General features: G+C 34.8%; 23 protein-coding genes. 10 read left to right on the forward strand and 13 right to left on the reverse strand.

What is annotated here, in order from left to right; all coding sequences use genetic code 11:
• Nucleotides 1–42 precede the first annotated feature (42 nt).
• From CAR_RS11190 to CAR_RS11200, 3 genes are all read right to left on the reverse strand, one after another.
• Complete coding sequence (locus CAR_RS11190) at nt 43–1,206, reverse strand: hypothetical protein (protein WP_013711849.1); 1,164 nt, start codon at nt 1,204–1,206, stop codon at nt 43–45.
• A 25-nt stretch (nt 1,207–1,231) separates the two neighbouring features.
• On the reverse strand, nt 1,232–2,035 hold the full coding sequence (locus tag CAR_RS11195; RefSeq protein ID WP_052303169.1) for a YitT family protein: 804 nt from the start codon (nt 2,033–2,035) through the stop codon (nt 1,232–1,234).
• A 67-nt stretch (nt 2,036–2,102) separates the two neighbouring features.
• Nucleotides 2,103–3,212 (reverse strand): M20/M25/M40 family metallo-hydrolase, encoded by a 1,110-nt coding sequence (locus CAR_RS11200; RefSeq protein WP_013711851.1) that lies wholly within the window; start codon nt 3,210–3,212, stop codon nt 2,103–2,105.
• 324 nt (nt 3,213–3,536) lie between these two features.
• Here CAR_RS11200 and CAR_RS11205 point away from each other — a divergent pair, with 324 nt between their 5' ends.
• From CAR_RS11205 to CAR_RS11225, 5 genes are all read left to right on the forward strand, one after another.
• The gene (locus tag CAR_RS11205; protein WP_013711852.1) at nt 3,537–4,061 is read left to right on the forward strand and encodes a DUF308 domain-containing protein; all 525 of its coding nucleotides are present in this window, start codon (nt 3,537–3,539) and stop codon (nt 4,059–4,061) included.
• A 190-nt stretch (nt 4,062–4,251) separates the two neighbouring features.
• Entirely contained in the window at nt 4,252–5,226 is a 975-nt protein-coding gene (bsh, locus tag CAR_RS11210; protein ID WP_041556654.1) for a choloylglycine hydrolase, read from the forward strand.
• A 381-nt stretch (nt 5,227–5,607) separates the two neighbouring features.
• Entirely contained in the window at nt 5,608–6,624 is a 1,017-nt protein-coding gene (locus CAR_RS11215; RefSeq protein WP_013711854.1) for a N(5)-(carboxyethyl)ornithine synthase, read from the forward strand.
• A gap of 190 nt (nt 6,625–6,814) precedes the next feature.
• Nucleotides 6,815–7,084 (forward strand): hypothetical protein, encoded by a 270-nt coding sequence (locus CAR_RS11220; protein WP_013711855.1) that lies wholly within the window; start codon nt 6,815–6,817, stop codon nt 7,082–7,084.
• Nucleotides 7,081–7,404: an MFS transporter gene (locus tag CAR_RS11225; protein WP_041556656.1), complete on the forward strand. Its 324-nt coding sequence runs from the start codon at nt 7,081–7,083 to the stop codon at nt 7,402–7,404. The genes CAR_RS11220 and CAR_RS11225 overlap by 4 nt, the downstream gene beginning before the upstream one ends.
• 167 nt (nt 7,405–7,571) lie before the next feature.
• On the opposite strand, the gene CAR_RS11230 is transcribed toward CAR_RS11225, so the two are convergent.
• Both CAR_RS11230 and CAR_RS11235 read right to left on the reverse strand, forming a co-directional pair.
• Complete coding sequence (locus CAR_RS11230) at nt 7,572–8,894, reverse strand: PTS sugar transporter subunit IIC (RefSeq protein WP_013711857.1); 1,323 nt, start codon at nt 8,892–8,894, stop codon at nt 7,572–7,574.
• Nucleotides 8,895–9,045: 151 nt separating this feature from the next.
• Nucleotides 9,046–9,759 (reverse strand): GntR family transcriptional regulator, encoded by a 714-nt coding sequence (locus CAR_RS11235; protein WP_013711858.1) that lies wholly within the window; start codon nt 9,757–9,759, stop codon nt 9,046–9,048.
• 177 nt (nt 9,760–9,936) lie between these two features.
• Between CAR_RS11235 and CAR_RS11240 the strand changes: the two genes are divergently transcribed.
• Nucleotides 9,937–11,355, forward strand: coding sequence for a glycoside hydrolase family 1 protein (locus CAR_RS11240; protein WP_013711859.1), 1,419 nt, complete (start codon nt 9,937–9,939; stop codon nt 11,353–11,355).
• 270 nt (nt 11,356–11,625) lie between these two features.
• Here the strand turns inward: CAR_RS11240 and mgrA (CAR_RS11245) are convergent, their stop codons facing one another.
• The gene (gene mgrA / locus CAR_RS11245) at nt 11,626–12,615 is read right to left on the reverse strand and encodes an L-glyceraldehyde 3-phosphate reductase (RefSeq protein WP_013711860.1); all 990 of its coding nucleotides are present in this window, start codon (nt 12,613–12,615) and stop codon (nt 11,626–11,628) included.
• A gap of 302 nt (nt 12,616–12,917) precedes the next feature.
• On the opposite strand from mgrA (CAR_RS11245), the gene nrdI reads away from it, so the two are divergent.
• The 4 genes from nrdI to nrdF all read left to right on the forward strand — a co-directional run bounded on the left by nrdI (nt 12,918) and on the right by nrdF (nt 17,596).
• Nucleotides 12,918–13,382, forward strand: coding sequence for a class Ib ribonucleoside-diphosphate reductase assembly flavoprotein NrdI (gene nrdI, locus CAR_RS11250; protein ID WP_013711861.1), 465 nt, complete (start codon nt 12,918–12,920; stop codon nt 13,380–13,382).
• A gap of 22 nt (nt 13,383–13,404) precedes the next feature.
• Nucleotides 13,405–15,603: a class 1b ribonucleoside-diphosphate reductase subunit alpha gene (nrdE, locus tag CAR_RS11255; protein ID WP_013711862.1), complete on the forward strand. Its 2,199-nt coding sequence runs from the start codon at nt 13,405–13,407 to the stop codon at nt 15,601–15,603.
• A gap of 14 nt (nt 15,604–15,617) precedes the next feature.
• Nucleotides 15,618–16,577, forward strand: coding sequence for a ribonucleotide-diphosphate reductase subunit beta (locus tag CAR_RS11260; protein ID WP_158305251.1), 960 nt, complete (start codon nt 15,618–15,620; stop codon nt 16,575–16,577).
• Between the two features lie 62 nt (nt 16,578–16,639).
• Entirely contained in the window at nt 16,640–17,596 is a 957-nt protein-coding gene (gene nrdF, locus CAR_RS11265) for a class 1b ribonucleoside-diphosphate reductase subunit beta (RefSeq protein WP_013711864.1), read from the forward strand.
• A 508-nt stretch (nt 17,597–18,104) separates the two neighbouring features.
• Here the strand turns inward: nrdF and mgrA (CAR_RS11270) are convergent.
• The 7 genes from mgrA (CAR_RS11270) to CAR_RS11300 all read right to left on the reverse strand — a co-directional run bounded on the left by mgrA (CAR_RS11270) (nt 18,105) and on the right by CAR_RS11300 (nt 25,591).
• Nucleotides 18,105–19,094, reverse strand: coding sequence for an L-glyceraldehyde 3-phosphate reductase (gene mgrA, locus CAR_RS11270; RefSeq protein WP_013711865.1), 990 nt, complete (start codon nt 19,092–19,094; stop codon nt 18,105–18,107).
• A gap of 432 nt (nt 19,095–19,526) precedes the next feature.
• Nucleotides 19,527–19,706, reverse strand: coding sequence for a hypothetical protein (locus CAR_RS11275; RefSeq protein WP_013711866.1), 180 nt, complete (start codon nt 19,704–19,706; stop codon nt 19,527–19,529).
• Nucleotides 19,707–19,734: 28 nt separating this feature from the next.
• Nucleotides 19,735–20,754 carry a galactose/methyl galactoside ABC transporter permease MglC gene (gene mglC, locus CAR_RS11280; RefSeq protein ID WP_013711867.1) on the reverse strand — a complete coding sequence of 340 codons (1,020 nt, stop codon included), beginning with the start codon at nt 20,752–20,754 and terminating at the stop codon, nt 19,735–19,737.
• A 57-nt stretch (nt 20,755–20,811) separates the two neighbouring features.
• Nucleotides 20,812–22,311 (reverse strand): galactose/methyl galactoside ABC transporter ATP-binding protein MglA, encoded by a 1,500-nt coding sequence (mglA, locus tag CAR_RS11285; protein WP_013711868.1) that lies wholly within the window; start codon nt 22,309–22,311, stop codon nt 20,812–20,814.
• A gap of 139 nt (nt 22,312–22,450) precedes the next feature.
• The gene (locus tag CAR_RS11290; RefSeq protein ID WP_041556658.1) at nt 22,451–23,476 is read right to left on the reverse strand and encodes a galactose ABC transporter substrate-binding protein; all 1,026 of its coding nucleotides are present in this window, start codon (nt 23,474–23,476) and stop codon (nt 22,451–22,453) included.
• A 65-nt stretch (nt 23,477–23,541) separates the two neighbouring features.
• The gene (locus CAR_RS11295) at nt 23,542–23,754 is read right to left on the reverse strand and encodes a hypothetical protein (RefSeq protein WP_148229427.1); all 213 of its coding nucleotides are present in this window, start codon (nt 23,752–23,754) and stop codon (nt 23,542–23,544) included.
• A gap of 82 nt (nt 23,755–23,836) precedes the next feature.
• Nucleotides 23,837–25,591: a cache domain-containing sensor histidine kinase gene (locus tag CAR_RS11300; protein ID WP_013711870.1), complete on the reverse strand. Its 1,755-nt coding sequence runs from the start codon at nt 25,589–25,591 to the stop codon at nt 23,837–23,839.
• Nucleotides 25,592–25,605 lie beyond the last annotated feature (14 nt).

A 25,605-nucleotide genomic window follows, 5' to 3' on the forward strand; every position in this document is an offset into this window, starting at 1 on the left:
TCTATCTTTAATTAAAGACAAATGACTTTTTGTTGATTTTCATTAGCCAATCCATCCTGCAACAATACTTGTAATTAAAACGGAGGTGATTGTTACAGTTGAAAAACCAGCAATAATCATTTTTGGTAGAATTTGCGCTTCTATGACTTGAACTTCTTCTTCCGTTTCACCGACGCTCTTGGCAGCTTCTTGACTTAAAATCATTGTTCCTGGGAATCCGTATAAAGGCGTCAATCCAACCGCCATAGACATGAGGAGACTGTAGCCTAACAACTTACCTACAATCACTGAGAATAGCAAACTCCCCCCAACTCCCACTAGAAATGATAAGATGATTGGCACAATCATCTCGAATAAAGCTTGTGGTTCAATCGTTGCCAAAGGCCCAAAAATAATAATTAAAATAGCGAGCATCATTAGACCATACGCATCGATTCCACTTAAAATATTTGGTTTCAAAATCCCCATAGCTCTGAGCGCTACCCCTAGTAATAAGGCTACAATAAAGGTATTCAAAATTCCATTAGTAAGACTGTCAATATATGTTGAAACTAAAACAATTACCCCTACTATAAACAATGTCCCCGCTGTTGTTTCAAACATAGCAGGCAATTTACCTTTTTCTTCAGCATGGCCCTCTTTTTTTTTCACCATTTTCAAGGTACCCGCTCGGTACTCTCCTTGTAAACGGCGCGCTTCTTTTCGCAAAATCAGAGAGGTAAAAGGAAAACCAATCAAGCCTTGTAAAGCCGAAATTAAGACTGGCAAAACAGCCACTGATAACAACCCTGCTGCCAATGCCGCTTCTTGAACAATAATAATAGAAATCGTTCCGCCACTTACAGCTCCAATAGCTGCAATAGCATAGTTGCGACTCTCAAATAAAGGGCCAATCAATAATAAAGAAACAGCTATTCCAAGAATCGCTGAAACTCCAACTACTACCGTCTTCCACTGTTGCTTTAATTCATCAATACTGATCATTGTACCGATATGAACAATAATGAATCCTACTACAGTTGTTCCTAGACTTAATAAAGATGAGCTTGGTAAGATATCTTTTGGCAATAGATTGGATTTAAAGCCAATCAAAAAAATTAGAGACGCCACTAATAATGACGAAATTAAGGATTTTGTTTTTTTAGAAATAAAATCACTTATAGCCCATACCAACATAATAATTGTAAACGCTAAGACTGCATTCATTTGTCTCACTCCTATTTTTTACTTTTTAACCCATTGGTAAATAAGTAAATCCTAAGCCATGAACTTCCGAAACATTATAGGCAATGACAAAAGCATTTTTGTCAATTTTATCAACCAGTTTTATCACAGCTGAGTACTCTTGACTGCTTGCAACAATCATTAACATGTCCTTCTCTCTTCCTGTATACCCACCTGAAACAGAAAACACCGTAATTCCGCGACTAATGTCCTTTAATAATTTTTCTTTAATGGCATCAATAGATTGTTCACTCATAATCAAAACGGCTGTTTTTCGTTTCAAACCCGTTTCAATGTAGGTCATTACGATTGAGGTAATGACTAATGAAAAAATCGCCAATAAAAACTCTTCAACACCAAAAACAACTAAATTAAATATAACAATAACTGCATCTGTTGCTAATAGTCCAATAGAGGTATTCAAGCCAAAATACTTTTGAAAAATCAATGGTGGAATGGTGGTTCCTCCGCTTGAGGCTCCGATTTTATACAATATAGCCACACCCGTAGCAAAAATCGCACTTCCGAAAATTACTGACAATAACTGATCCGACGTGACCATTATCTCAGGTACTACAGCCAGAGAGATTGGCAACAGGATACTACCAATCACTGTCCGAATAAAATAAGGTTGCCCTAAAAAGAAAAAGGTAATAATCAACATGAAACCATTTAATACCAATACAACAACCGCTCGATCGACTCCAAAAACTTGTTCAACCAAAATGCCAATCCCGCTTACCCCCCCTGCTGCAATATGATGGGGTGCTAAAAACATATTGATACTAATCCCAATCAAAGCAATTGCCATTGCAACAATAGGTGTCTGTTTTATCAATTTAGTCACTTTTTTAGCCTCTTTTCTTTAAAGAGTAAGCTTAATGAATTTGTTTTACTAATTCACAGGATAATTCAACTGCTTTCATTAATTCGTTGATTGGCAAGTATTCATGAGTTGTATGAATCTTTCCATATCCGATTGACAAATTTAAAGCTTTTTTTCCATTAGCATTAAAAACATTCGCATCACTGCCACCCCCACTACTATCGTAAGCAACAGAACGTCCCACTTTTAAAATAGCTTGTGCAGCTTGTTTAACTAATTCATCTTCTTTCTCGAAATGGTACCCAACAGACTTCGTATCAGTTGAAAAGTTAACTTCCCCACCTAAATCGATACTAGCAATTTCGAATTGTTCAATCATGTGATTGATTTGCTCTTGGCATTTCTCTTGAGAAATTGAACGAGCTTCTGCAACAACTTCAACCTTATCCGCTACAATATTACTCGCAACTCCACCGTTAATTGTCCCAATATTTGCGGTTGTCTCAGAATCTAAACGTCCTAACTTCATACCTGAAATGGCTTTTGCAGCAATTTCAATAGCTGAAACACCTTTTTCCGGCTCCAATCCAGCATGTGCTGTAACCCCTTTGACTTCAACCTTTAATCCCATTAAAGTTGGGCTATCCATTGTGATGCTGCCTACAGGACCGCCGTTGTCCAGTACAAAACCATATTTTGCCGTCATCTTCTTCATATCAAAGGCATTAGCTCCCACTAACCCAATTTCTTCACCTGGAGTTAAGACAAATTCAATCGTTCCATGAGGAATAGCTTCTTCTCTAATCACTTCAATTAATTCCAACATGATTGCAATGCCTGCTTTATCATCTGCTGCTAGAATGGTTGTCCCATCAGAATAGATGACGCCTCCTCGAATTTGTGGGTTTATTCCTTTACCGGGCGCAACAGTATCTACATGAGCTGAAAAAAACAAGGGTGCTTTATCTTTTCCACCTTTTAGAGTAAACAAAAGGTTATTTGCTCCTAACCCTGTTTGTTCCATAGTGTCATCTTCATAGACATCCAGCCCTAAACTTTCAAACCTTGCTTTAAGAAATGCTTGAAACTTCCCTTCATCTTTAGCTTCAGAATCAATTTTAACTAACTCAATAAAAGTTTCAACAACTCGTTCGTTCATCATTTTACTCCCCCTAATCTTATTATTTTTTATAACAGCCTTTTATTTTTATAAACCTGATGTAGCCCTTTTACTCATAATTATCTAAACATATAACAAATATTTTCTAAACTTTATTCCTCGATGCGAGACTTAACCATTTTATATTATGATAGGTGTTATCTTTATTATAATAAATGTTATCTTTTTTCACCATCATTCTATCTCGCTACTTATACCGAAATCCTTTTATCTAAATAATTTCGGTATCTTCACTTTAATCAAATCAATTGACTTTTTTAAGGTACAATTATAAACTCGCCGTATCAAGAGAGAGGAGGAATACAAATGAGAAAAGAACGAATGAAATTTTTGGTTCAAGGTATTCTTTTGTTGCTTTTAGGATTTCTGTTTATGTCAAATCCCATCCGCCAAGGCTCTTTATTTCTAATGATTATCGGAATTGCACTTACACTTATCGGAGTTGTCATTATCATTGATGGAATTGTTTTAACACAAGGCTTCAAATACAAATTGTTTCGTATAGCAGAAGGTATTTTATTTAGCGGCTTTGGTGTAGTCTTTTTTTTAAGAAACCCTGCCAGAGGAGCTGCTTTAATGATTTACTTTGTTGTTATCATGATGATTGTTTTAGCCGTTGTAAATACTATCGCTGTTTTCAAATTAAATCATAATGTAAAATGGCTAGCTATTGCACTAAACATCCTAGTGATTTGGTTTGGGTTTCAATCCTTACTTGACCCCCAATTAGCAGTAGCCATTTTCTACTGGACTGTTTCCTTCCAATTAATTTTCACGGGTATCAACCATATTCTTATGTACTTTCTCTTACCTGACTTATCCAGCGTATAAAATGTTAAGGACTCAGTTTTCAATACCGTTAGAAAGATTGAGCTTATTAAAACTGAGTTCTTTGGTTAGTTATTAAAAATGGAACGCAACTTCTTTGACTTTTACTTAAAATGAAATAGTTAATCTTTGTATTAAAAAGTAATTAATTGTACTATGACCATGTATCAAAAAAAATTAGGAGGGATATTTTATGTGCACAGGTTTATCTTACACGAATGACACGTTCTATTTTGGAAGAAATCTTGATTTGGAGTATGCTTTAGATAACAAAGTTGTTGTTACACCAAGAAACTACAAGTTTAAGCTACGCAAAGAGGAAGAGCTCACTTCACACTATTCGTTAATTGGTATGGCTATGGTAGTGGATAATTACCCTTTATATTTTGATGCAGTTAATGAAAAAGGTCTTGGAATGGGCGGATTAAACTTTGACGGTTTTGCAGTCTATCACGACGAGCAAAAAGACAAAAAGAATATTACACCTTTTGAATTTATCCCTTACTTATTAGGCAAATGCGCTACTGTCCAAGAAGCTAAAACGCTATTAAAAGACATTAATCTGATCAACATTTCTTTTAGTGATAAGTTACAATTATCGCCATTACATTGGTTGATCTCAGATAAAGACAGTTCAATTGTTGTCGAATCAACTTCTGAAGGATTACAAGTATACGACAATCAATTTGGTGTATTAGCTAACAATCCTTCTTTCCCATATCATAAATACAATATGAGCAATTACTTAAACCTTACGTCAAATATCCCAGAAAACCGCTTAAGTTCTAAGGTTGATTTAGATGTCTACAGTCGAGGAATGGGAGCCATTGGTCTTCCAGGAGATCTTTCTTCTTCATCAAGATTTGTTCGTGCAGCATATGCTCGTTTAAATTCTGTTGCAGATAAAACAGAAAATGCGAATGTTTCTCAATTTTTCCACATTTTAGATTTTGTAGCACAACCAAGAGGTGGTGCTATGGCGCCAGAAGGAATTTATGAAATCACTCAATATTCTTCTTGTGTAAGCACTGAAACGCAAACTTATTACTATAAAACGTATGAGAACAGCCAAATATGTGCCGTGTCTATGAAAGATTTACCTTTAGACAACGACGACCTATTTGTTTACGAATTAGAAAAAGATCAAGCTATTAACTACACTAACTAGTCCGTTAAAATAGAAATCTTGAAGAAACTGAGCAAATCCTTAGTTTTTTCAAGGTTTTTTTGTTTGAAAAGCTTTTCAAATGATAGAATCAGCATGATTATGGGATGATACACTTAAATAGCATTTGAGGAGAAGGAAATCATCAAAAAAAAAGATAGCTTAACCAAAACGAACCTTCGTAACCGATTAAGATGCGGTTTTGAAGATTTGTTTATGGACTTTTGTTTGACTAAAATACTAAACATAGCGTATCAAACCAGTCAGAATTCTATCCCGTTTCAACCTCTTATTTCATCAAAATTTGTAACCGATTGCAATTAGTGCGATAATAGGGTGACGTGTCCAGTTATTCTGTACATAATCAACTAGGAGGTTACGAACATGCACCACAAAAAATTAAAAACGATTGGATTTGTCAATAGTCATAAAACCGGTGAGAAGCGGATTGCCTTATTACCTAAAGACATTACACGGATAAATCACAGAGAAGCTTTATTTTTTGAGGAAGGCTATGGAAATGGTTTAAATATCTCTGATACTGAGTATGCTGCACTAGGTTGCCAAGTTGTTCCAAGAAACGTTGCTTTGGAACAAGATATTATCTGCGATCCTAAAATCGGCGACGCTACATTTATAAACAATCTGTATCCAGGACAAACACTATTCGGCTGGGTCCATGCTGTTCAGAGCAAAGAAGTGACCGATATATTAATAGCTAATGAACTTTCTGCTTATGCTTGGGAAGATATGTATGAAGATAATCGCCATTCTTACTGGCGCAATAATGAATTAGCCGGAGAAGCTTCTGTTATGCATGCTTACCAGTTAAATGGGATTATGCCTTATGATACAAAAGTTGCTATTTTAGGACGCGGTAATACAGCACGTGGTGCACAACGAATTTTAATTGGGTTAGGCGCAGACGTTAGAATGTATAATCGGAACCAAGAAAAACTCTTCCAAAAAGAAATGACCGAATTTGATGTGATCGTCAATGCGATATTATGGGATACTTCCCGTACCGATCACCTCATTTACCAAACTGATTTAAAACGATTTAAACCTGGTACATTATTGATTGATGTCAGTTGTGATGAACATGGTGCCATTGAAACGACTATTCCTACTACTTTAGAACACCCAACTTATGAAATTAACGACGTTATTCATTATGCAGTTGACCATACACCTACTATTTTTTACCGCTCTTCTTCAAGTGCTATCTCAAAGGAAACCTATAAGTATATTGATGACTTAGTTGAAGGTCGTCCTAACATTATTTTAGAAGATGCTCTCATTGTTGAGCGAGGTCAAATTATAGATGAACGCATCAATCAATTCCAAAATAGAACAACACCTCTTCTATCTATAGATTCAGATGAAGGAAAGCCTGCTTAAATGATTTATTCAATGATCTTCTTCAAAAGTTTCCCTCACTTATTAAAACTAATCTTTTAAGATAAAGAAACAATAAACTGATGCGAATTCATGCTATTTCTGAATTTACATCAGTTTATTTTTCATTTAATTTCTTACTCATATAATGAAATCAGTAACACAAAATAAAGAATAGTAAAGTATTTTATGGATGGTGGATCGTGTTAGGCGCAGCTATCGTACTAGCAGTGACGGACCAGCTTCGGTAGCAGTAGCGAACCTTTTTCAATTACCTGTTACAGAAGAGTTTGGCATTAGTAATAGTCCATTCGCAATCAGCAATTCACTTGTATTAGGTGTTGGAATCTTCCTATCGCCGTTTATTTCTAAGAAATTAGTTACTGGAAATTTTAGATTGATTTATTCTATTGCAGTTATAGTACAGTTGCAAGTACTATTTATGATGCTAGTGTACTTTTGATTCTAACTTACCTTGTAATGATTTTTGCTGAAAATTTCGTTCTTGCGATTATTATTGTTATTTTGTTTGGTTTAGGTAATGCGATAGGGTCTGTTTCCCCTCCTTTAATTACTTCTGCCATTTATTCAGCGGATGATTTTCCAAAGACATATGGTTATGTACAAAGTGGCGTTCAATTAGGGATGACAGTAGGCTCTTTAGTCGCTGCATCAATTGCTGATTCCACAGGTACGTATACTTTTTCATGGGTTTTTCTAGCTATTTCCGCAGCATTAGTAGCTGTATCATGGGTAAGCGCCTATCGAATTTCTCAAAAATAAGTATAAAATAAATTCAATACTAATTATAGTTAAGAACGACTTGAACTTACATTTACTATATAGTATCAAAAAAACTCGACATACTCGTCGAGTTTTTTTGATACTAGTCAACTTTTTCAAATTCAATTACTTTTTTCAATTACATATTTTTTGATTTTTTTCGAAATCTATTTGCCAGACATACTTGCTGTAACTTTTTCATCAACACGCAAAAATGGTAAATATATAAATACACTAGCTATAATAATTAGTATTTGTAACACCGCTGCACGCCAGTCTCCTCCAGTTGCTAAAAAACCAGAAATTACTGGTGGCGTAGTCCACGGAATCTGAACAACAACATGATTAATTAATCCCGCGGCTGTAGCAAAATAAGCAATTGTTAATGAGAATATAGGAGCTAATACAAATGGAATAATTAAGCTTATATTAAAAACAATTGGAAGACCAAAGATAATTGGCTCACTTATATTAAAAATTGCAGGTGCAACAGATAGTTTAGCAAAATCTTTATAGTCCTTACGACGACTAAAAATAAAAATTGCAATTAATAATGCAATAGTATTTCCTGATCCACCCATAACGGCAAAAGTATCTTTGAATGCCATATTGATAATATGTGGTATTTCTTCATGACTTGCATATGCAGCCATATTTTCTTGCATATTTTGAATCAAAAATGGATCAAGAAGAGGACCTGAGATAACTGCTTGATGGATACCAAATCCAAAGAATAAGTTGGCGATAGAAGTAATCAATAAAAATCCTGGTAATCCAGTAGTAATCTTACTTAAGGGACCAGTAATAATAGTTGTAATTAATCCATTTACATCCATATTAAATAACTGATTAACTGCAAAAGAAATAATTGCAAATGAGGTAACTGTTATTATAATTGGAATTAAGACATTAAACGATTTTAAAACTGCCGGTGGTATATTTCCTGATAATTTAATTTGTAATTTTTCATTATTTGACAATTTAATGAATAGTTCAGTTGCTAATAACCCAACAAAAATCCCGACAAACATTCCAGAAGCACCTATATGAGAAACTGGAATAATACCTGTAACTTCGATAGCTTTGTTAGCATTTTCTGGTGTAAACATTATGTTCATTGGTGTCAACACAACGAATGTTGAAATTGATACGAGTACAGCTGCAATATGATTGGTGTAATCTCTGCTAATACACATATGATAAGAAACTGCTGCAACAATTAATAATGTAGTAATACTTAATGTTCCATTTGCAATTGACACACCAATTTGCTGAATATTCGTCAGTGTATCTGGACTAATTATTTTACCCATGAATCCTGTAGGTTCTAAAATAACATAATTGATCAATGTTACGAAACCAGCTAACATCATAAATGGCATAAAGGTCGCAAATGAATCACGCAAAGTACGTAAGTGAATTTGATTTCCAAGTTTTGTTGCAATTAATCCGAACTTTTCAAATATTATGTCCCTTTTTGTCTTATCCATAAAAACTCTCCTCTTCGTTTTTTGTAAGCGATAACTATTCATTACGGTTTCATACTACAACAACCAAAAGTAAAAGTAAACACTTTTTTCAAAAGTTATATACTTTTAAAAAAATAAAAAAAGCAACCTGAAAAAGGTTGCTTTAAACTCTCTAATTTTCAACAAATACTGCTTCAAATACAAAATCTTTATATATATGTCTAGATAATGAATATTCAAAAGGAATACCCGATGAAAGTGAGACTACTTTATCTACTTCAATCATAAACTCACCTTTTTCAATATCTAATATATGCATATCAAATTCCGTTGCTAGGTCACCTTTTATCCATATATGAGAATCTTTAATTTCTAAATTAAGTTCCTGAGTAATATAAGAATAGACAGATTTTTTCAAATGTTTGGGCTCAAGACCTGGTATAATCGACAATGGCATAAATGTCTGTTCAATTGAATAAGGCTGATGATCTATAAAACGACTTCTAATAATATTATAAACATAATCTTTCGAACTTATTTTCAGCATATCTGCTATTTTTTCAGTTGGAAGCTCAATTGAAAAATTATGAATTTCAGATTCAACATGTTCTTCTCCTACTACGCTGAACAGTCCTTCATTCGGTCCAAAAACCTTTGAATTATCAATTGGCGTTCTTAAAACTTCAGTTCCAAAACCGCTTCTACTTCTTAAAACTCCTTCAGAAACTAGCAAATCAAGACCTTTTTTAATGGTAAGTTTGCTTGTTTTATATTCTTCTGCCAATTCTCCTCCAGATGGAAGTTTCTCTCCAACAAGGTAGTAACCATTCATAATTTTTTCTTTAACATCTAAATATACTTCCATATATTTTGGAATTTTTTTCATATCGTATCTCCTAGCCTCTTTAATAAGTATAGTGCTTAGTATACTTTATCATAAAACCCTTGTTGATTTCCACTTAAAAATATAGTTTTTAAATAAAAATATATATTTTTATAAATAAGTATTTATTTTTAACTGAGGTAGTGTTATTATGAATTTGTTATACAAGGAGGTATAAGAATGAATAAACAAAAATTAACTTTCCCTCAAGACTTTTGGTGGGGTTCTGCATGGTCAGCTGAACAGGCTGAAGGTAGAGGAGAAACTGGAAAAGCTGAAACTGTTTGGGAAAGATGGTATAAAGAACAACCATATCGCTTTTACAATGGAATTGGTTCAGAGACAACTACTGATCATATTCATCGATATAAGGAAGATGTGCAGTTAATGAAACAAACTGGACATAATTCATTTCGCGTCTCAATTTCATGGGCAAGAATGTTTCCAGATGACGGCATTGGTAAAGTAAATCCTAAAGCTATAGCTTTTTATAGTGATTTATTTAAAGAAATGAATGAAAAGGGTATCAAAGTTTTTGCAAATCTTTATCATTTTGATATGCCCGCTAAATTACAAGATATAGGGGGTTGGGAATCTCGCGAAGTTGTTGATGCATATGTAAATTTTGCTGATACATGCTTTAAAGAATTTGGCGACTTAGTCTATCACTGGTTCACTTTTAATGAACCACTTGGACCTATTTTAGGATCCTATCTAGAAGATTTTCATTATCCAAATATTGTTGATTTCAAAAGAGGCGCCCAAGCTGCTTTCTTTACCATATTAGCACATGCTAAAGCTATTGAAGCTTTCAAAAAACACAATTTATCTAGCAAAATTGGTGTTATTCTGAATCTAAGTCCAACATTTCCAAGGAGCCAAAATCCTGCTGATATAAAAGCTGCTGAAATTGCTGACTTGTTCTATACAAGAAGTTTTCTTGATCCAATGGTCAAAGGAACTTTCCCTAAAAAATTGGTTAATTTATTAAAAGAGTATGACCAAATGCCTGACGATTTTACTGAATTAGATTTAACATTTATTGCTGAAAATACTTCACAAATACTAGGCCTAAATTACTATGAACCTCGTCGAGTAAAAGCACGTCTAACAGCGATTAACCAAGAAGGACCATTTTTACCAGAATGGTTCTTTGAAAATTATATTATGCCTGGGCGTCGGATGAATGAATATAGAGGCTGGGAGATTTATGAAAAAGGTGTTTATGATTTATGTATGGATATTAAAAATAATTATGGAAACATTGAAGCATTTATTTCTGAAAATGGAATGGGCGTTGCTAATGAAGAACGTTTCATGAATGAAAGCGGTCAAGTAATAGATACCTACCGTATTGAATTCATTAAAGACCACTTGGCATATTTATGGAAAGCCATTAATGATGGATGCAATATTAAAGGATATCATTTATGGGCATTTATTGATTGTTGGTCATGGATTAATTCTTACAAAAACCGCTATGGATTAGTCTCTTTAGATTTACCCACTCAAAGACGGACAATTAAGAAAAGTGGAGAATTTTACAAGCAATTAAGTGATGATAACGGTTTTGAATACGACAAAGATTTATTTGTTTGAAAAAATCCAAAGATTCTATTCACAATCGAGTAGAAAGTAGCTGATTAATTTATGTATCTACTTCTCATACGAGTGTACATTTGGTTCCTTACACTGCAGTTCAATAACTTAAGTATCTCCGCTAGTAAATTTGGTCTAAATACTTTATATAAAAAAAGGTCAGCAGGTACGAGTTCGGTTCAATACCGCATTCATATCTGCTGACTAATTTTTTGATTTAAAAGTTAAGTATCCTTCTGTATGAGTATCTCATACAGAAAACCCCGTTATCTAAGGTTTCAAAACCTTTTCGATTTCGGCTAATTCTGAAGGAGAAAAATCAAGGTTATCTAATGCTTTGATATTATCCTCAATTTGACTTACCTTACTGGCACCAATCAATACACTTGTAACTTTTCCATCTCTTAAAATCCACGAAACAGCCATTTCAGCTAACGTTTGACCTCGGCGTTTTGCGATTTCATTTAATGCTCTTGATTGCGCTATAGTATCATTTACTTTTGCTTCGTCTAAGAACGGGCTTGTTGTCCGACCAGCTCTCGAATCCTTTGGAATGCCGTTTAGGTAACGGTCTGTCAACATACCTTGAGCTAAGGGACTAAACGCAATCGTTCCTAGTTGGTTTTCTTGTAAAACATCTTGTAGACCATCTTCTATCCAGCGGTTATACATGCTGTAAGAGGGTTGATGAATAATGAAAGGTGTTTTTAATTCTTTAAATATCTTTGAAATTTCAGCTGTTTGTTCGGCAGAGTAATTAGAAATTCCAATATACAAAGCTTTACCTTGGCGAACCATTAAGTCCAACGCCTGTGCTGTTTCTTCAAAAGGTGTATCTGGATCTGGACGATGTGAATAAAAAATATCAACATAATCTAACCCCAAGCGCTTCAAGCTTTGATCAACACTAGCAGTCAAATATTTTTTAGATCCAAATTCGCCATATGGACCTGGCCACATGTCATAACCGGCCTTGCTTGAAATAATCAATTCATCACGGTAAGGAAGTAAATCTTTCTTTAAAATACGTCCAAAGTTTTCTTCGGCACTTCCTGCTGGAGGACCGTAATTATTAGCTAAGTCAAAATGGGTAATTCCCAAATCGAATGCACGGTGAACCATTTTACGGCTGTTTTCAAATAAATCCACATCACCGAAATTATGCCACATTCCTAAAGACAATGCTGGCAATTTTAATCCACTGTTCCCCACACGATTGTAAATCATATTGTCGTAACGATTTTCTGCTGCTTGATACATTCAACCACTCCAGTTTTTTGATTTATTTCTCCCACTTCCCATTATAGCGCTTCCAAACAAAGGAAACAATCTATTGTAAGAGTTTCCAATATAATTTGATTAAGGACCTTTATTTTTAAATTTCCACTTCTTTCAAGCTCTACATCGACATTAGATCAACTACAACGTAGGATTTATCTTTTTTTCATAAAAAGCTTCCTTAATCACTACATATTGTGTTATCATATTTTCGTAAGCACAACATATAGATTTCGTGTATGTAAAATACAGAACAAAATTTAATGAATAGAAGGAGACTTTTAATGGCAAATAAAATAAACATTATCTACATCAGTCTAAACGGCAATACGAAATACTTTGTTGAGTGTTTAAGCGAGTACATAGAAGCAACTAAGGACATAGTTGTAGAATTGCTGAATATTAAAGACCTAAAAGGAGAAACTTTTCCAGTCGATGAACCTTTCGTGAGTTTCTTGCCGACTTATTTAAATGGTGGAAATGGAATCCATACAGGAGATAAGGAAGTATTAACCACTAGACTAGGAGATTTTATAGTATCTAACGCTAACTTTAAATTCTGTTACGGAATTGTCGGAAGCGGAAACCGGAATTTCAATAATCAATTCTGTCTAAGTGCTAAGCAATATGCAGAAAGATTTGGTTTTCCTCTAATCGATGTCTTTGAATTACGAGGGACGCAGTCAGATGTAGAACGAATTGCCAACTTGATTATTAATCATCATGAAGAATTTCTTAATGAACTTTAGAAAAATCTAGGAGTGAATAACTTTGCCAAATCAAACAACTACTATCAAAAGCGCTAAAACATACTTTTATCTAAATAACCTTGTTAATATTCCAGTCAATGAGGAAATTCCTTTACAGAAGGATCAAGAAGCGCTAAAAGCTTACTTTGAAGAAGAAATCATTCCCAATACCTTAACATTTCCTTCACTAGAAGAAAAGTTGGCTTTTATGGTGGATAACAACTACATTGACTTAGAAGTTTTAACTCTTTATAAGCAAGATGAAAGTGATCAATATGATTTTGCATTTATTAAAAAAATATTCAAACAAATCTATGCCGCTAACTTTAAGTTCAAAAGTTTTATGGGCGCTTATAAATTTTACTCACAGTATGCATTGAAAACAAATGATCACTCAAAATACTTGGAACAATTTGAAGATCGCATTGCTTTTAATGCTTTATACCTAGGTAACGGAGATAGAACATTAGCTATTCAACTTGCTGAGGAGCTCATTTCGCAACGTTACCAACCAGCTACACCTACTTTTCTAAATGCTGGGAAAAAGAAACGTGGGGAAATGATTTCCTGTTTCTTAATTGATATTGCTGATTCAATGCTTTCTATTGGCCGAGGAGTAAACTCTGCTTTGCAGCTTTCTCGCATTGGTGGTGGAGTTGGTGTTAACCTATCCAATATCCGATCAGCTGGCGATCCAATTAAAGATATCGCCAATGCTTCTTCTGGTGTTCTTCCAGTAATGAAGCTGCTAGAAGATGCATTTAGTTATAGTAACCAACTTGGGCAACGTAATGGCGCAGGCGTAGTCTATTTGAATGTTTTCCATCCAGATATCTTAGGCTTTTTGTCAACTAAGAAAGAAAATGCAGATGAGAAAATACGGGTTAAAACACTTTCTTTGGGATTAGTCGTTCCTGATAAATATTATGAATTAATAAAAACAAATAAACCGATGTATCTATTTAGCCCCTACAGTGTAGAAAAGGAATATGGTATTCCGTTCTCATACATAGACCTGTCTGCCGAGTATGACAATATGGTTGAGAATTTGAACATCAAAAAAACTCAAATCAATGCTCGAGAACTGGAGCAAGAGATTTCGCGTTTGCAACAAGAATCCGGCTATCCGTATATTTTAAATATTGATACAGCCAATAACACAAACCCTGTGGATGGAAAAATTATTATGAGTAACTTATGTTCAGAGATTCTCCAACCGCAAGAACCTTCTACACTCAATGCTGACTTGTCTTATGAACAAACAGGTACAGATATTAGCTGTAACTTAGGCTCAAGCAACATTATGAATATGTTGCAATCTCCTAATTTTGCTAAATCCGTTAATTTAGCAGTTCGTGCATTAACAACGGTCACAGATTCAAGCAATGTTTTAGAAGTACCGACTATTAGCAAAGGCAACTCTATGTACCATACGATTGGTTTAGGTGCTATGGGATTACATACCGCTTTAGCCTTGCACCAGATTGAATACGGTTCGAAAGAATCGATTGAATTCACTGAGGCTTACTTCTTGGCTTTAAACTATCATTCTTTGATAGCAAGTAACGAGATAGCTCAAGAACGTGGAGAAACCTTTTTTGGATTTGAGAAATCCAAATATGCTGATGGCTCATACTTTAATCCTTATTTAGAAAGTGAATTCACATTAGTAAATGAAAAAGTAAAGAACATCTTTGTTAACATCCAATTGCCCACGGTTGCAGATTGGAAAGACCTAAAAGAAAAAGTCTTTCAGCATGGTTTGTATCACCGTAACCGTCTAGCCGTTGCACCCAACGGTTCTATTTCATATGTAAACGAAACGAGTGCATCCTTACATCCGATTACTCAACTTATTGAAAATCGTCAAGAGAAGAAAGTGGGCTCTATTTTCTATCCAGCACCTTTCCTTTCAAATGAAACTCTTCCTTATTACAAATCAGCTTATGATTATGATCAGCGTAAAATTATTGATATTTATGCCGCTGCTCAAAAACATATCGATCAAGGTATGAGCTTGACTTTATTTATGCGCTCAACACTTCCTGAAAATATATACGAATGGAAAACAGGCGTTTCCTCAAAACTAACAACTAGAGACTTGAATCGTCTGAGGAATTACGCTTGGACAAAAGGAATAAAATCACTTTACTATATCAGAACTTATACCGAAGATGATGAATTTACAACGGCAAATACTTGTGAATCATGCATGATTTAATAGGAGGGGAAATTATGTCTTACTTACATTACAAAGCAATCAATTGGAATGAAATCGAAGATAGTTTAGATCATTCAACTTGGGAGAAATTAACGTCATTATTTTGGTTAGACACTCGAATCCCTGTTACAAACGAAAAATCACAATGGGAGGATCTTCCAGAAAATGAAAGAAAAGTATTTTTGAAAACGCTGGCTGGGCTAGCTTCAGTAGCTACTTTTCAATCTGAGAGAGGTTTCATGGTAATCGAAGAGGGAGAACACACTCAGCAAGAGGCTGCTATTTACAATAATATTCAATTTATTGAATCTGTTCATGCTAAAGCATACAACACAATCCTGATAGGATTTAACGAACCAAAAGAAGTTGATGATATCTTAATTTGGGCAGATAACAATATAGAACTTAAATACAGATTAGATCGTATTCTTGAAGTCTACAAGACAGGAACTACACTTCAAAAGCGAGTAGCAAACTTAATCTTGGAAGGAGTCCTAACCTATAGTGGCCTCTTTACTCCGTTACTGTATTGGACACAGAAGAGATTCACTAGCGTTGCTGAAATTATTAAGTTAGTTCTCACGAATGAATCTTTACATTGCTTCTATATTAGTCACAAATTCCAATTAGGTTTTTCTGAATTATCACAACAAGAACAAACAGAATTGAGAGATTGGACTTTTGATTTGTTTGTTGATCTAGTAAACAATGAATTAAATTATATAGAACAAATTTACTATAGAACAGACTGGCTTGAGGAAGTTAAAGATTTTATTCGACAACAAGCTAACAACGCTCTTAAAAGCCTGGGTTTTGACACGATTTACCCAGAATCGGCTACAAATAATACCTATATTGATTCCATCAACGCTATCTTGACTAAAGTAACTCATCATGAAGTAGATAGTCAATCAAGCATCAGCTTCCAAGTTGATAAAGAAGATCTAATGACTGAAGAAGACTACGACTTTTAACAAATAAATTCAGAATTCAAACTTTAAAAGACTGGATTCTATTTTAAGGAGGAAAAATACCTATGACTTCAAAGCATCAGGTAATAAATTGGAATAAAATTGAAGATGAATTAGATGATTACGTTTGGGATAAGGCAACCTCACAATTCTGGTTAGATACTCGTGTTCCTATTTCAAACGACTTAGCTGACTGGCGAGAACTTTCATCTGTTGAACAAGAAGTTATTAAAAAGGTTGTCGGCGGTCTGGCATTACTAGATACATTACAGTCTGAAAAAGGTGTTAACGCTATGCGAGAGGATGTTCGTACTCATAAAGAAGCTGCTATTCTTAACAACTTTTTGTTTATGGAATCCATTCATGCGAAGAGTTATGGAACAATCCTAACTTCTTTGAACAGCATCAAAAGCATCAATGAAATTTATGATTGGATGAATAATGACGAACGGATGCAATACAAGGCAAAACGGATTAATGATATCTATAAAACCGGTAATGCTTTGCAAAAGAAGATTGCAAGTATATTCTTAGAAGGTATTTTATACTATAGTAACTTCTTTGCTCCATTATGGTACCGCGGCAGTAATAAACTTGCTAACTTAGCTGAGCTTATTAAATTGATTATCCGTGACGAATCAGTACATGGTACTTACTTAGGGTATAAATTTCAATTAACTTATAATGAATTACCTGAAGAAGAGCAAAATAAATTGCTAGATTGGATGTACCCATTGTTAGAAGATTTGATGGAAAATGAATTAGCTTATACTGAAGAAATTTATAGCCACATTGGTATAGCCGAAGACGTTAAAACATTCGTTCGTTACAATGCTAATAAATCATTACAAAATATGGGTTTCCCAGCTTATTATGACAATGCTGATTTAGCTGATGTTAACCCTATTGTAATGAATGGTATTTCAATTGAAACGTCGAACCATGACTTCTTCTCACAAGTTGGAGCTGGATATCTTATGGGTGATGCTGAATCAATGGTAGATGAAGACTACGATTTTTAATATAAAAAGAAGAACTGCAGTTGTAATAAAATGGACCCTGCATAATAAAAACTCTAACTTTTAGGGGTCAGCATCTACAGAGTCCATTTTAAATAGTGTGGATGAGTCAAATTAAGTTAAACTAAAATCTAGTTTGAGAAGCGTGAAACCAATGGGTCTCACGCTTTTTCCACTCTAAAACTTAGCAAAATACGGTACTTAAAGTTCTGGACATTTCGATATCCATAAGACACTCCTTTAATAACTTTGATTTTATTGATTTATCCTTCCAAAGAACTATTCGAAAAGGCATATTTAAAGTTGATTTCAATCCTAGGCAGATTTTCACGCTCAACCTGAACGGATAGGGATAAAACGCATAAAGCAAAAAACCAGCAGGCATGAGTCCGGTTCAATACCGCATTCACACCAGCCAATTAGCTGCTTAATATAAAACTCTAACTTTTGGAGGGCACATCAGTTGAGCACCTTTTTTTGAAGGGTAACTGGAACAAAAAAGCACAATTGTCTAACGTTTCAAAATCTTTTCAATTTCGGTTAATTCTGAAGTAGAAAAATCAAGGTTATCTAATGCTTTGACATTATCCTCAATTTGGCTCACCTTGCTGGCTCCAATCAATACGCTTGTGACTTTTCCATCTCTTAAAATCCACGAAACAGCCATTTCAGCTAACGTTTGACCTCGGCGTTTCGCGATTTCGTTTAGCGCTCTTGATTGCTCTAAGGTAGCTTTTACTTTTGCTTCATCTAAGAATTGACTTGTTGTCCGACCAGCTCTTGAATCTTTTGGAATGCCATTCAGATAACGGTCTGTCAACATACCTTGTGCTAAGGGACTAAACGCAATAGTTCCTAATTGGTTTTCTTGTAAAACATCTTGTAGTCCATCTTCTATCCAACGGTTATACATACTGTAAGAAGGTTGATGAATAATGAAAGGCGTTTTTAATTCTTTAAATATTTTTGAAATTTCAGCTGTTTGTTCAGCAGAGTAATTAGAGATTCCAATATACAATGCTTTACCTTGGCGAACCATTAAGTCCAATGCTTGTGCTGTTTCTTCAAAAGGTGTATCCGGATCTGGACGGTGAGAATAAAAGATATCTACATAATCTAATCCCATCCGTATCAAACTTTGATCAATACTAGCAGTCAAATTCTTTTTAGAACCAAATTCACCATAAGGACCTGGCCACATATAATAACCGGCCTTGCTTGAGATAACCAACTCATCACGGTAAGGAAGCAAATCTTTCTTTAAAATACGCCCAAAATTTTCTTCGGCACTACCCGCTGGAGGGCCGTAGTTATTGGCCAAGTCAAAATGTGTAATTCCCAAATCAAATGCACGATGAACCATTTCACGGCTGTTTTCAAATAAATCTACATCACCGAAATTATGCCACATCCCTAAAGACAATGCTGGCAATTTTAATCCACTGTTTCCCACACGATTGTAAATCATATTGTCATAACGATTTTCTGCTGCTTGATACATTCAACCACTCCAGTTTTTTCATTCTATTTCTTCCATTTTTAATTATAGCGCTTTCAAACAAAGGAAACAATCTATTGTAAGAGTTTTTATTTTAATCCTAACGTTTCACAATTATCCGTAAATAATGCCAACCGTATCTTCGAGAATTTTGTAAGTACACTTGCTTAATCTGTTCTTTTAGATAAGTTCTAGGTTGATCTTAAAGTCTATGCTTTTACCGTATGACTCCAGCTCCCGGTGTTACAGTAACCAAAATTAAATCTTCGAGAAAATTTTTGATTCTTTTTTAATCGCTTGCATTGTATCCCTCTCCTTATGTTTGGATAATCCGTATTTTACTTTTAACATAAAAAAGATTTTGAGAAGACTGTATGATAGAAAAAATTCGCAGTGGAGTTTTTTACTCCTGTTGCGAATTTTTTATCAACAAACTTAACTCAATAATGCAAACCCTAAGACGACGATCAAGGATACAACAATCCCAAAAATAAACTTATTCATTGATTCAACACTAACGTCAATTTTTTCATAAAGCGAATCTTTTCCAAGCGTTTGCTTTGTTTTCGTTTGTTCTTCTGGTTGTGAGAAATCAACGTATTTTATTTCTTCCATATTGAACCACTCTCATTTCCTTTGCTTTTTATTTTTTAACAATGTATTTACGAACGTCAATAGAAACAGCTAAAATAATGATTAACCCTTTGATAATGTATTGAAGATAAGGACTGACCCCAACGAAGGTTAAACCATAGTTGATAAATTGTAAGATAACAGCTCCCATGATGACACCGGGGATTGTTCCGACTCCTCCTGAGAAAGAGACTCCGCCGATGACACTAGCTGAAATAGCATCTAGGTCATAGTTCAATCCCGTATTACTCGTTGTCGAACCAATACGGGCAGCTTCTAAGAAACCGGCAACCCCGTATAGCACACCTGAAATAATGAAAATAATCATTATGTTTTTAACGATATTTACACCTGAAACCTCAGCCGCTTCTGTGTTTCCACCAATAGCATACATATTTTTTCCTAATTTAGTCTTGTTCCAAACAAACCACATGATAACGGAGATAATGGCAGCATAGAAAATAACATATGGTAATTTAACTGGTCCGATATCAACGGTGTTACGAACTAAATTAGTGTAACGAACATCCAGTGAGCCGATGGGTTGTGCACCATTAGGTGGACGATCGATGTAAATACATGAGAGACCGTACGCAATCAATTGAGTTCCTAAAGTAATAATAAATGCATGTACTTTTAATTTTGCTACACCAAAACCATTAATAGCACCAAATGTCATCCCGACTGCAATAGCAGCTAATAAAGGCACAATAAGAGGAAGCGCTGGTAGATTAGGGTACATTCTTGATGCATATGTGGTACTTTGCGCCAGTGAAGAAGCGACCACTGCACAAAGACCTAAAATCCGACCAGCTGACAGGTCAGTTCCTTTTAAAATAATTAAACCTGCTGCACCTAACGCCATAATAATTCGCGTAGAAGCTTGACCTAATATATTTGTAATATTTTGCAATGAAATAAAGGAAGGCTCCATAATGATAACCACTAACATCAAAGCTCCTAATACCATGTACAAAGAATAATTCAGTAAAAAATCATTTAGTTTCATTTTCTTTTGAGTGTTTTCCATAGTTGCACCTTTCTTATAAAGATCTTGAAAGTTAAGCGAATTTTCTTGTTAAACGATTTAAATAAATTTCGCTGATAATCTTAAAATCTCTTCTTGGGTCATATTTTTTGTTTCATCTATTCCTGCTACTTGTCCATTTGACATCACGAGCATTCGGTCACTAATTCCGATCAATTCAGCCATTTCACTAGAAACAACAATAACTGATTTGCCTCGATTAGCCAATTCTAAAACCAATTGATAAATTTCATATTTGGCTCCTACGTCAATTCCACGTGTGGGTTCATCTAATAAGTAGATATCTGCATCTGTTAGTAACCATCTTCCAATAATGACTTTTTGCTGATTCCCACCTGATAAACTTCCAATATGTGTTTTAGCACTTGGTGTTTTAACATTCATACTTTTAATCACTTGTTCTGTATCTTTAGCCATCATTTTTTCATTGACCATGCCATACTTCGTATACTGATTTAAATTAGCGATCACCGCATTAAATGTGATACTTAACCCACCAAAGATACCGGTAGCTCTCCGTTCTTCTGTGACAAATGCAAAGCCATTATTGATTGCATCACGTGAATGATTGTTATGAATGATTTCACCATTCAGCTTAATTTCACCTTTATCATGTCGAGCTACTCCAAAAATATTTTCGAGTAATTCCGTTCTTCTTGAGCCAACTAGACCAGCAATTCCCAGTACTTCTCCTTTTCGCAAAGTAAATGAGACATCTTGAATGGACGGTTGATACATCGCTGTTAAGTTCTTAACCTCCATAACAACTTCTCCAGGTACATTTGTTTTAGGCGGAAACCGATCATTTAATTCGCGCCCAACCATCAGATTAATAATTTTCCCCATTGTTAATTCTTTTGAAGGTGTCGTGCTGATCCACTGTCCGTCGCGCATAATAGTAACTTCATCAGAAATTCGCAAAATCTCTTCCATTTTATGAGAGATATAAACCACCGCACAGCCTTCTGCTTTTAATTGATTGATGATCCGGAACAAATGATTCACTTCTTTTTCAGAAAGAGACGAAGTTGGTTCATCCAAAACTAAAATTTTTGCGCCATAACTAACCGCTTTAGCGATTTCTACCATTTGTCGTTGAGACACTGACAATGTCCCAATTTCTTTCCTAGGATTGATATCAATTTCTAATTCTTTAAATATATTTTGAGTATCTTCATACATTTTTTTTTCATCAACCAAAAAACCTTTCATTGGAAATCGTCCCAACCAAATATTTTCCATAATGCTTCTGCGCATCACTTGATTTAATTCTTGATGGACCATTGAGACTCCGTGTTCCAATGCATCTTTTGGGTTTGTGAATTTTGTCGGAATACCGTCAATTAAAATTTCTCCTGCATCTTCAATATAAATACCAAAGAGACACTTCATTAAAGTTGACTTCCCTGCCCCATTTTCTCCCATTAAAGCATGGATGGTTCCAGGTCTTAATTTTAACTGAGCTTGGTCCAACGCCTTCACCCCTGGAAAAACCTTATCAATATCTCGCATTTCCAGAATATAATTAGATGCTGCCATAAAAATCACCGCCTTTAATCAAACTTTTTTCTGTTAAAAGAATAAGAATCGATAGACAAACTCTCTATCAATTCTTATCCAGTTTTTAATACACTTTACCATTCATAGATTTTAAAGAAATCAATCATCTATGATTGAATTACTCACCAGAGTATGCTTGATAAGGAATACGAATTGAAATACCTGTATCATCGTATTCATAATCTGTATCTTCAATATAGTCTTTGCCCTGTGCAGCATTTACACCTAAAGCAAAAATTGCTTCTGCCATTCCAACAGCATCTTGTTTGACGGTACCTGACATATAATTCTTAGCAATCAAGTCCACTGCTTCATCAGTTGCATCAACACCAAAAACTGGGATAAATTTATCCTCGTCATTGTTATAGCCGCCGGATTGTAAAGCAGCAATAGCTCCTGATGCCATTGAATCATTATTAGCTAAAACCATTTCAATGTTGTCGCCTTCACGTGATAACCAAGCCGAAACAGCTGTGTTGGCTTTATCAGCATCCCAATTCGCTACTTGTTGACCAATCTCTTTTACTTCTATACCAGAATCTTTAATAGTAGAAACCGAAAATTGTGTACGAGCAATCGCTTCAGGATTATCAGCGTCTCCCATTAGCATCACGTAATTTAAAACTCCATCCCCGTTTTTATCCAAGGTTTTCTCTGAATTCCATAACTCAGAGGCCATCTCACCTTGAATAACGCCAGCTTCTTCAGGCTTCGTTCCGACAAAACGTGCTTGATCGTAACCTGTTAATACTTCGCTGTCTGGCTCACGATTGAAGAAGATAACTGGAATATCAGCTGCTGAAGCTTTATCAATAACTGTTTGAGCAGCTCCCGTATCAACAACATTGACTAGTAAAACTTTTACGCCTTTTTGGATCAAAACATCAATTTGATCATTTTGAGTAGCTTGATCCCCTTTAGAATCGTTCATCAATAATTCCACATCTTTATTATCTTTTGAAGCTTCTTCTAATGCTTGTCGAACAGAAGAAATATACGTATCATCATATTTATAAAATGCTACTCCTATTTTATCTCCATCCCCTGAAGAACTGCCTTCTGTAGATGAATCTCCACAGGCACTCAAGGTTCCCATCATTACTAATGCAGCTGACCCCAACAAAAACTTTTTAACTTTACTCATTTCCAAACCTCCAAAAATATTTATTTACTTCATATGTAAACGTTACCATTTTTTCAACTCATCGCCTATGTGATTTCATACTTTTTCTGTTCAAAATAATACGATAACTCTGTTTCTTTATTTTCAGTAGTCATTGCACTTGAGATGATAGTAGTGCCAAGTACAAGTGGCTCGGTAACGTATAGTAGCATTCTAGTTTTAGTATTGGCTTCATCGTTTTCTTTTATGATCCTAATGCTATTGGTTGTATAAAAATAGGTATGAATGAATTTCTTCATCCACACCAAAAGTGATACCGCCTTTTAGTACTCGTCCTCTTTTTATGATTAATATTAAACACTAAACAGTTTTCTTTCTTGGCTACTTCTCTTTTTGATCCTCTCCTCGAACGATTTTTGGCAACCAGATACTAATCATTGTGCCTTCGTCCATTTCGCTTGTAACTTCTACTCCAAAGTCCTTTCCGAAATAAATTTGAATTCTTTGATGAACATTACGTATGCCGATACCAACTTTTTCACTATTTTTCCCAGCTTCGATCTCTTTAAGTGTCTCTGGTAAAATTCCGATGCCATCATCCGTGATTTGGATCAAAATTTTGTCTTGTTTATCGAAAACTTTGATGCCAATGTTTCCTTCGTCAACCATTCGTTCAATTCCATGATATAAAGCATTCTCAAGAAATGGTTGAAGAATAATTTTAACTGTCAGACAATCCAGAATCGTATCATCCGCTTCGATTGAATACTGAAATTGGTTTTTGTATCGAATTTGTTGAATAGTTAGATAGCTTTCGGCATGTGCTAACTCCTGGCGAAGAGAAATAAAATCATTTCCCTTACTTAAAGAAATGCGCAATAACTTTCCAAGTGCCGCTACCATTTCCGAAGCTCCTTCATTATTTCCCCGTTCTGACATCCATAATATAGATTCTAATGTATTATACAAAAAATGTGGGTTGATCTGGGCTTGCAAAACATTCATTTCGCTTTTCCTTAATTCCTCTTGTTCCTCTTTTACTTGTAGCATCAACATTTTTACATGATCAATTAAATAATTATACGATCCTGACAACTGCTGGATTTCAGTGAATCGAGTTTCATCAGTGTAAATATCAAATTGGTCCTTATCCGAATTCCGCATCACTTTTACCATTTTAGTAATTGGCTGTGCTATGTACTTAGACACTCCTATACTGATCAATACGACCAAACTAACAATCGCAAGAAATACCCATAACATATATCTTTGAACTTCTTGCATGGCTTCTTTGATGGACTCTTGCAAATAGGAGACTCCAATGACTTTCCAACCGGTTGAAGATACTGATGCAACGGCAATCACATTTTCTTTATTGGGGGTTATGTATACACCATCAGACTTATCCGCGATAAAATCTAAGTTCTCTTCTTTAGCGTTCGTTTGTCTAATCTGCTGCTTTGGATGATAGACTAGTGCGTTTTGGCTGTCTAGAATGAACGAATAGCCCCTCTTACCAATAGATACTTTATCAAAATAGTTACCTATTGAATTAAAATTAAAATCAATCAGGAGTAGATACTCTTCTTTATCAACTATGACCGGTGCCGTACCCGATAAAACCCAGCGGTCATTTTTTTCAAAAATATTCTGTACGTGAGGAAGCGAAAAAGAAAATTGATTTGGTTTCAAGTCTTCTTGGAACCAATCTTGTTCATAAATCTTTAATTCCTTTTTAAGTGTGTATTGCGATGGTGCATAGTCTACTAATTGACCATTAGCATTTATTAGTCCAATCGATACGATATTACGATTTAAACGATAGCTTACTCCTAATAAATTGGCTATTTCATTTTTTTGTAATGTTGAACTCTTCAATTCATCCAAGATGCCATAAGCCATTCTAGTCATATTGTCTATTTCGTTAGCTAATGTGATACTGGATTGCACTACGCTTTGTTGAGTAGTGGTTTTAGTCGTAGCAATCAACGTTTCTTTAAAAGTGACCGATAAAAAACCGGCAAATAACAGAATCGTAAAAATAGAGATGACACCTAATGATAAGGCTAAAATAATACGTAAGCTTTTAAATTTATCAGTTATTGTTTTGATTGTCTTTTTAATGATTTGACTCATTTCGCTTCATCTCT

It is taken from the genome of Carnobacterium sp. 17-4 (assembly GCF_000195575.1).
Lineage (GTDB): Bacteria > Bacillota > Bacilli > Lactobacillales > Carnobacteriaceae > Carnobacterium_B.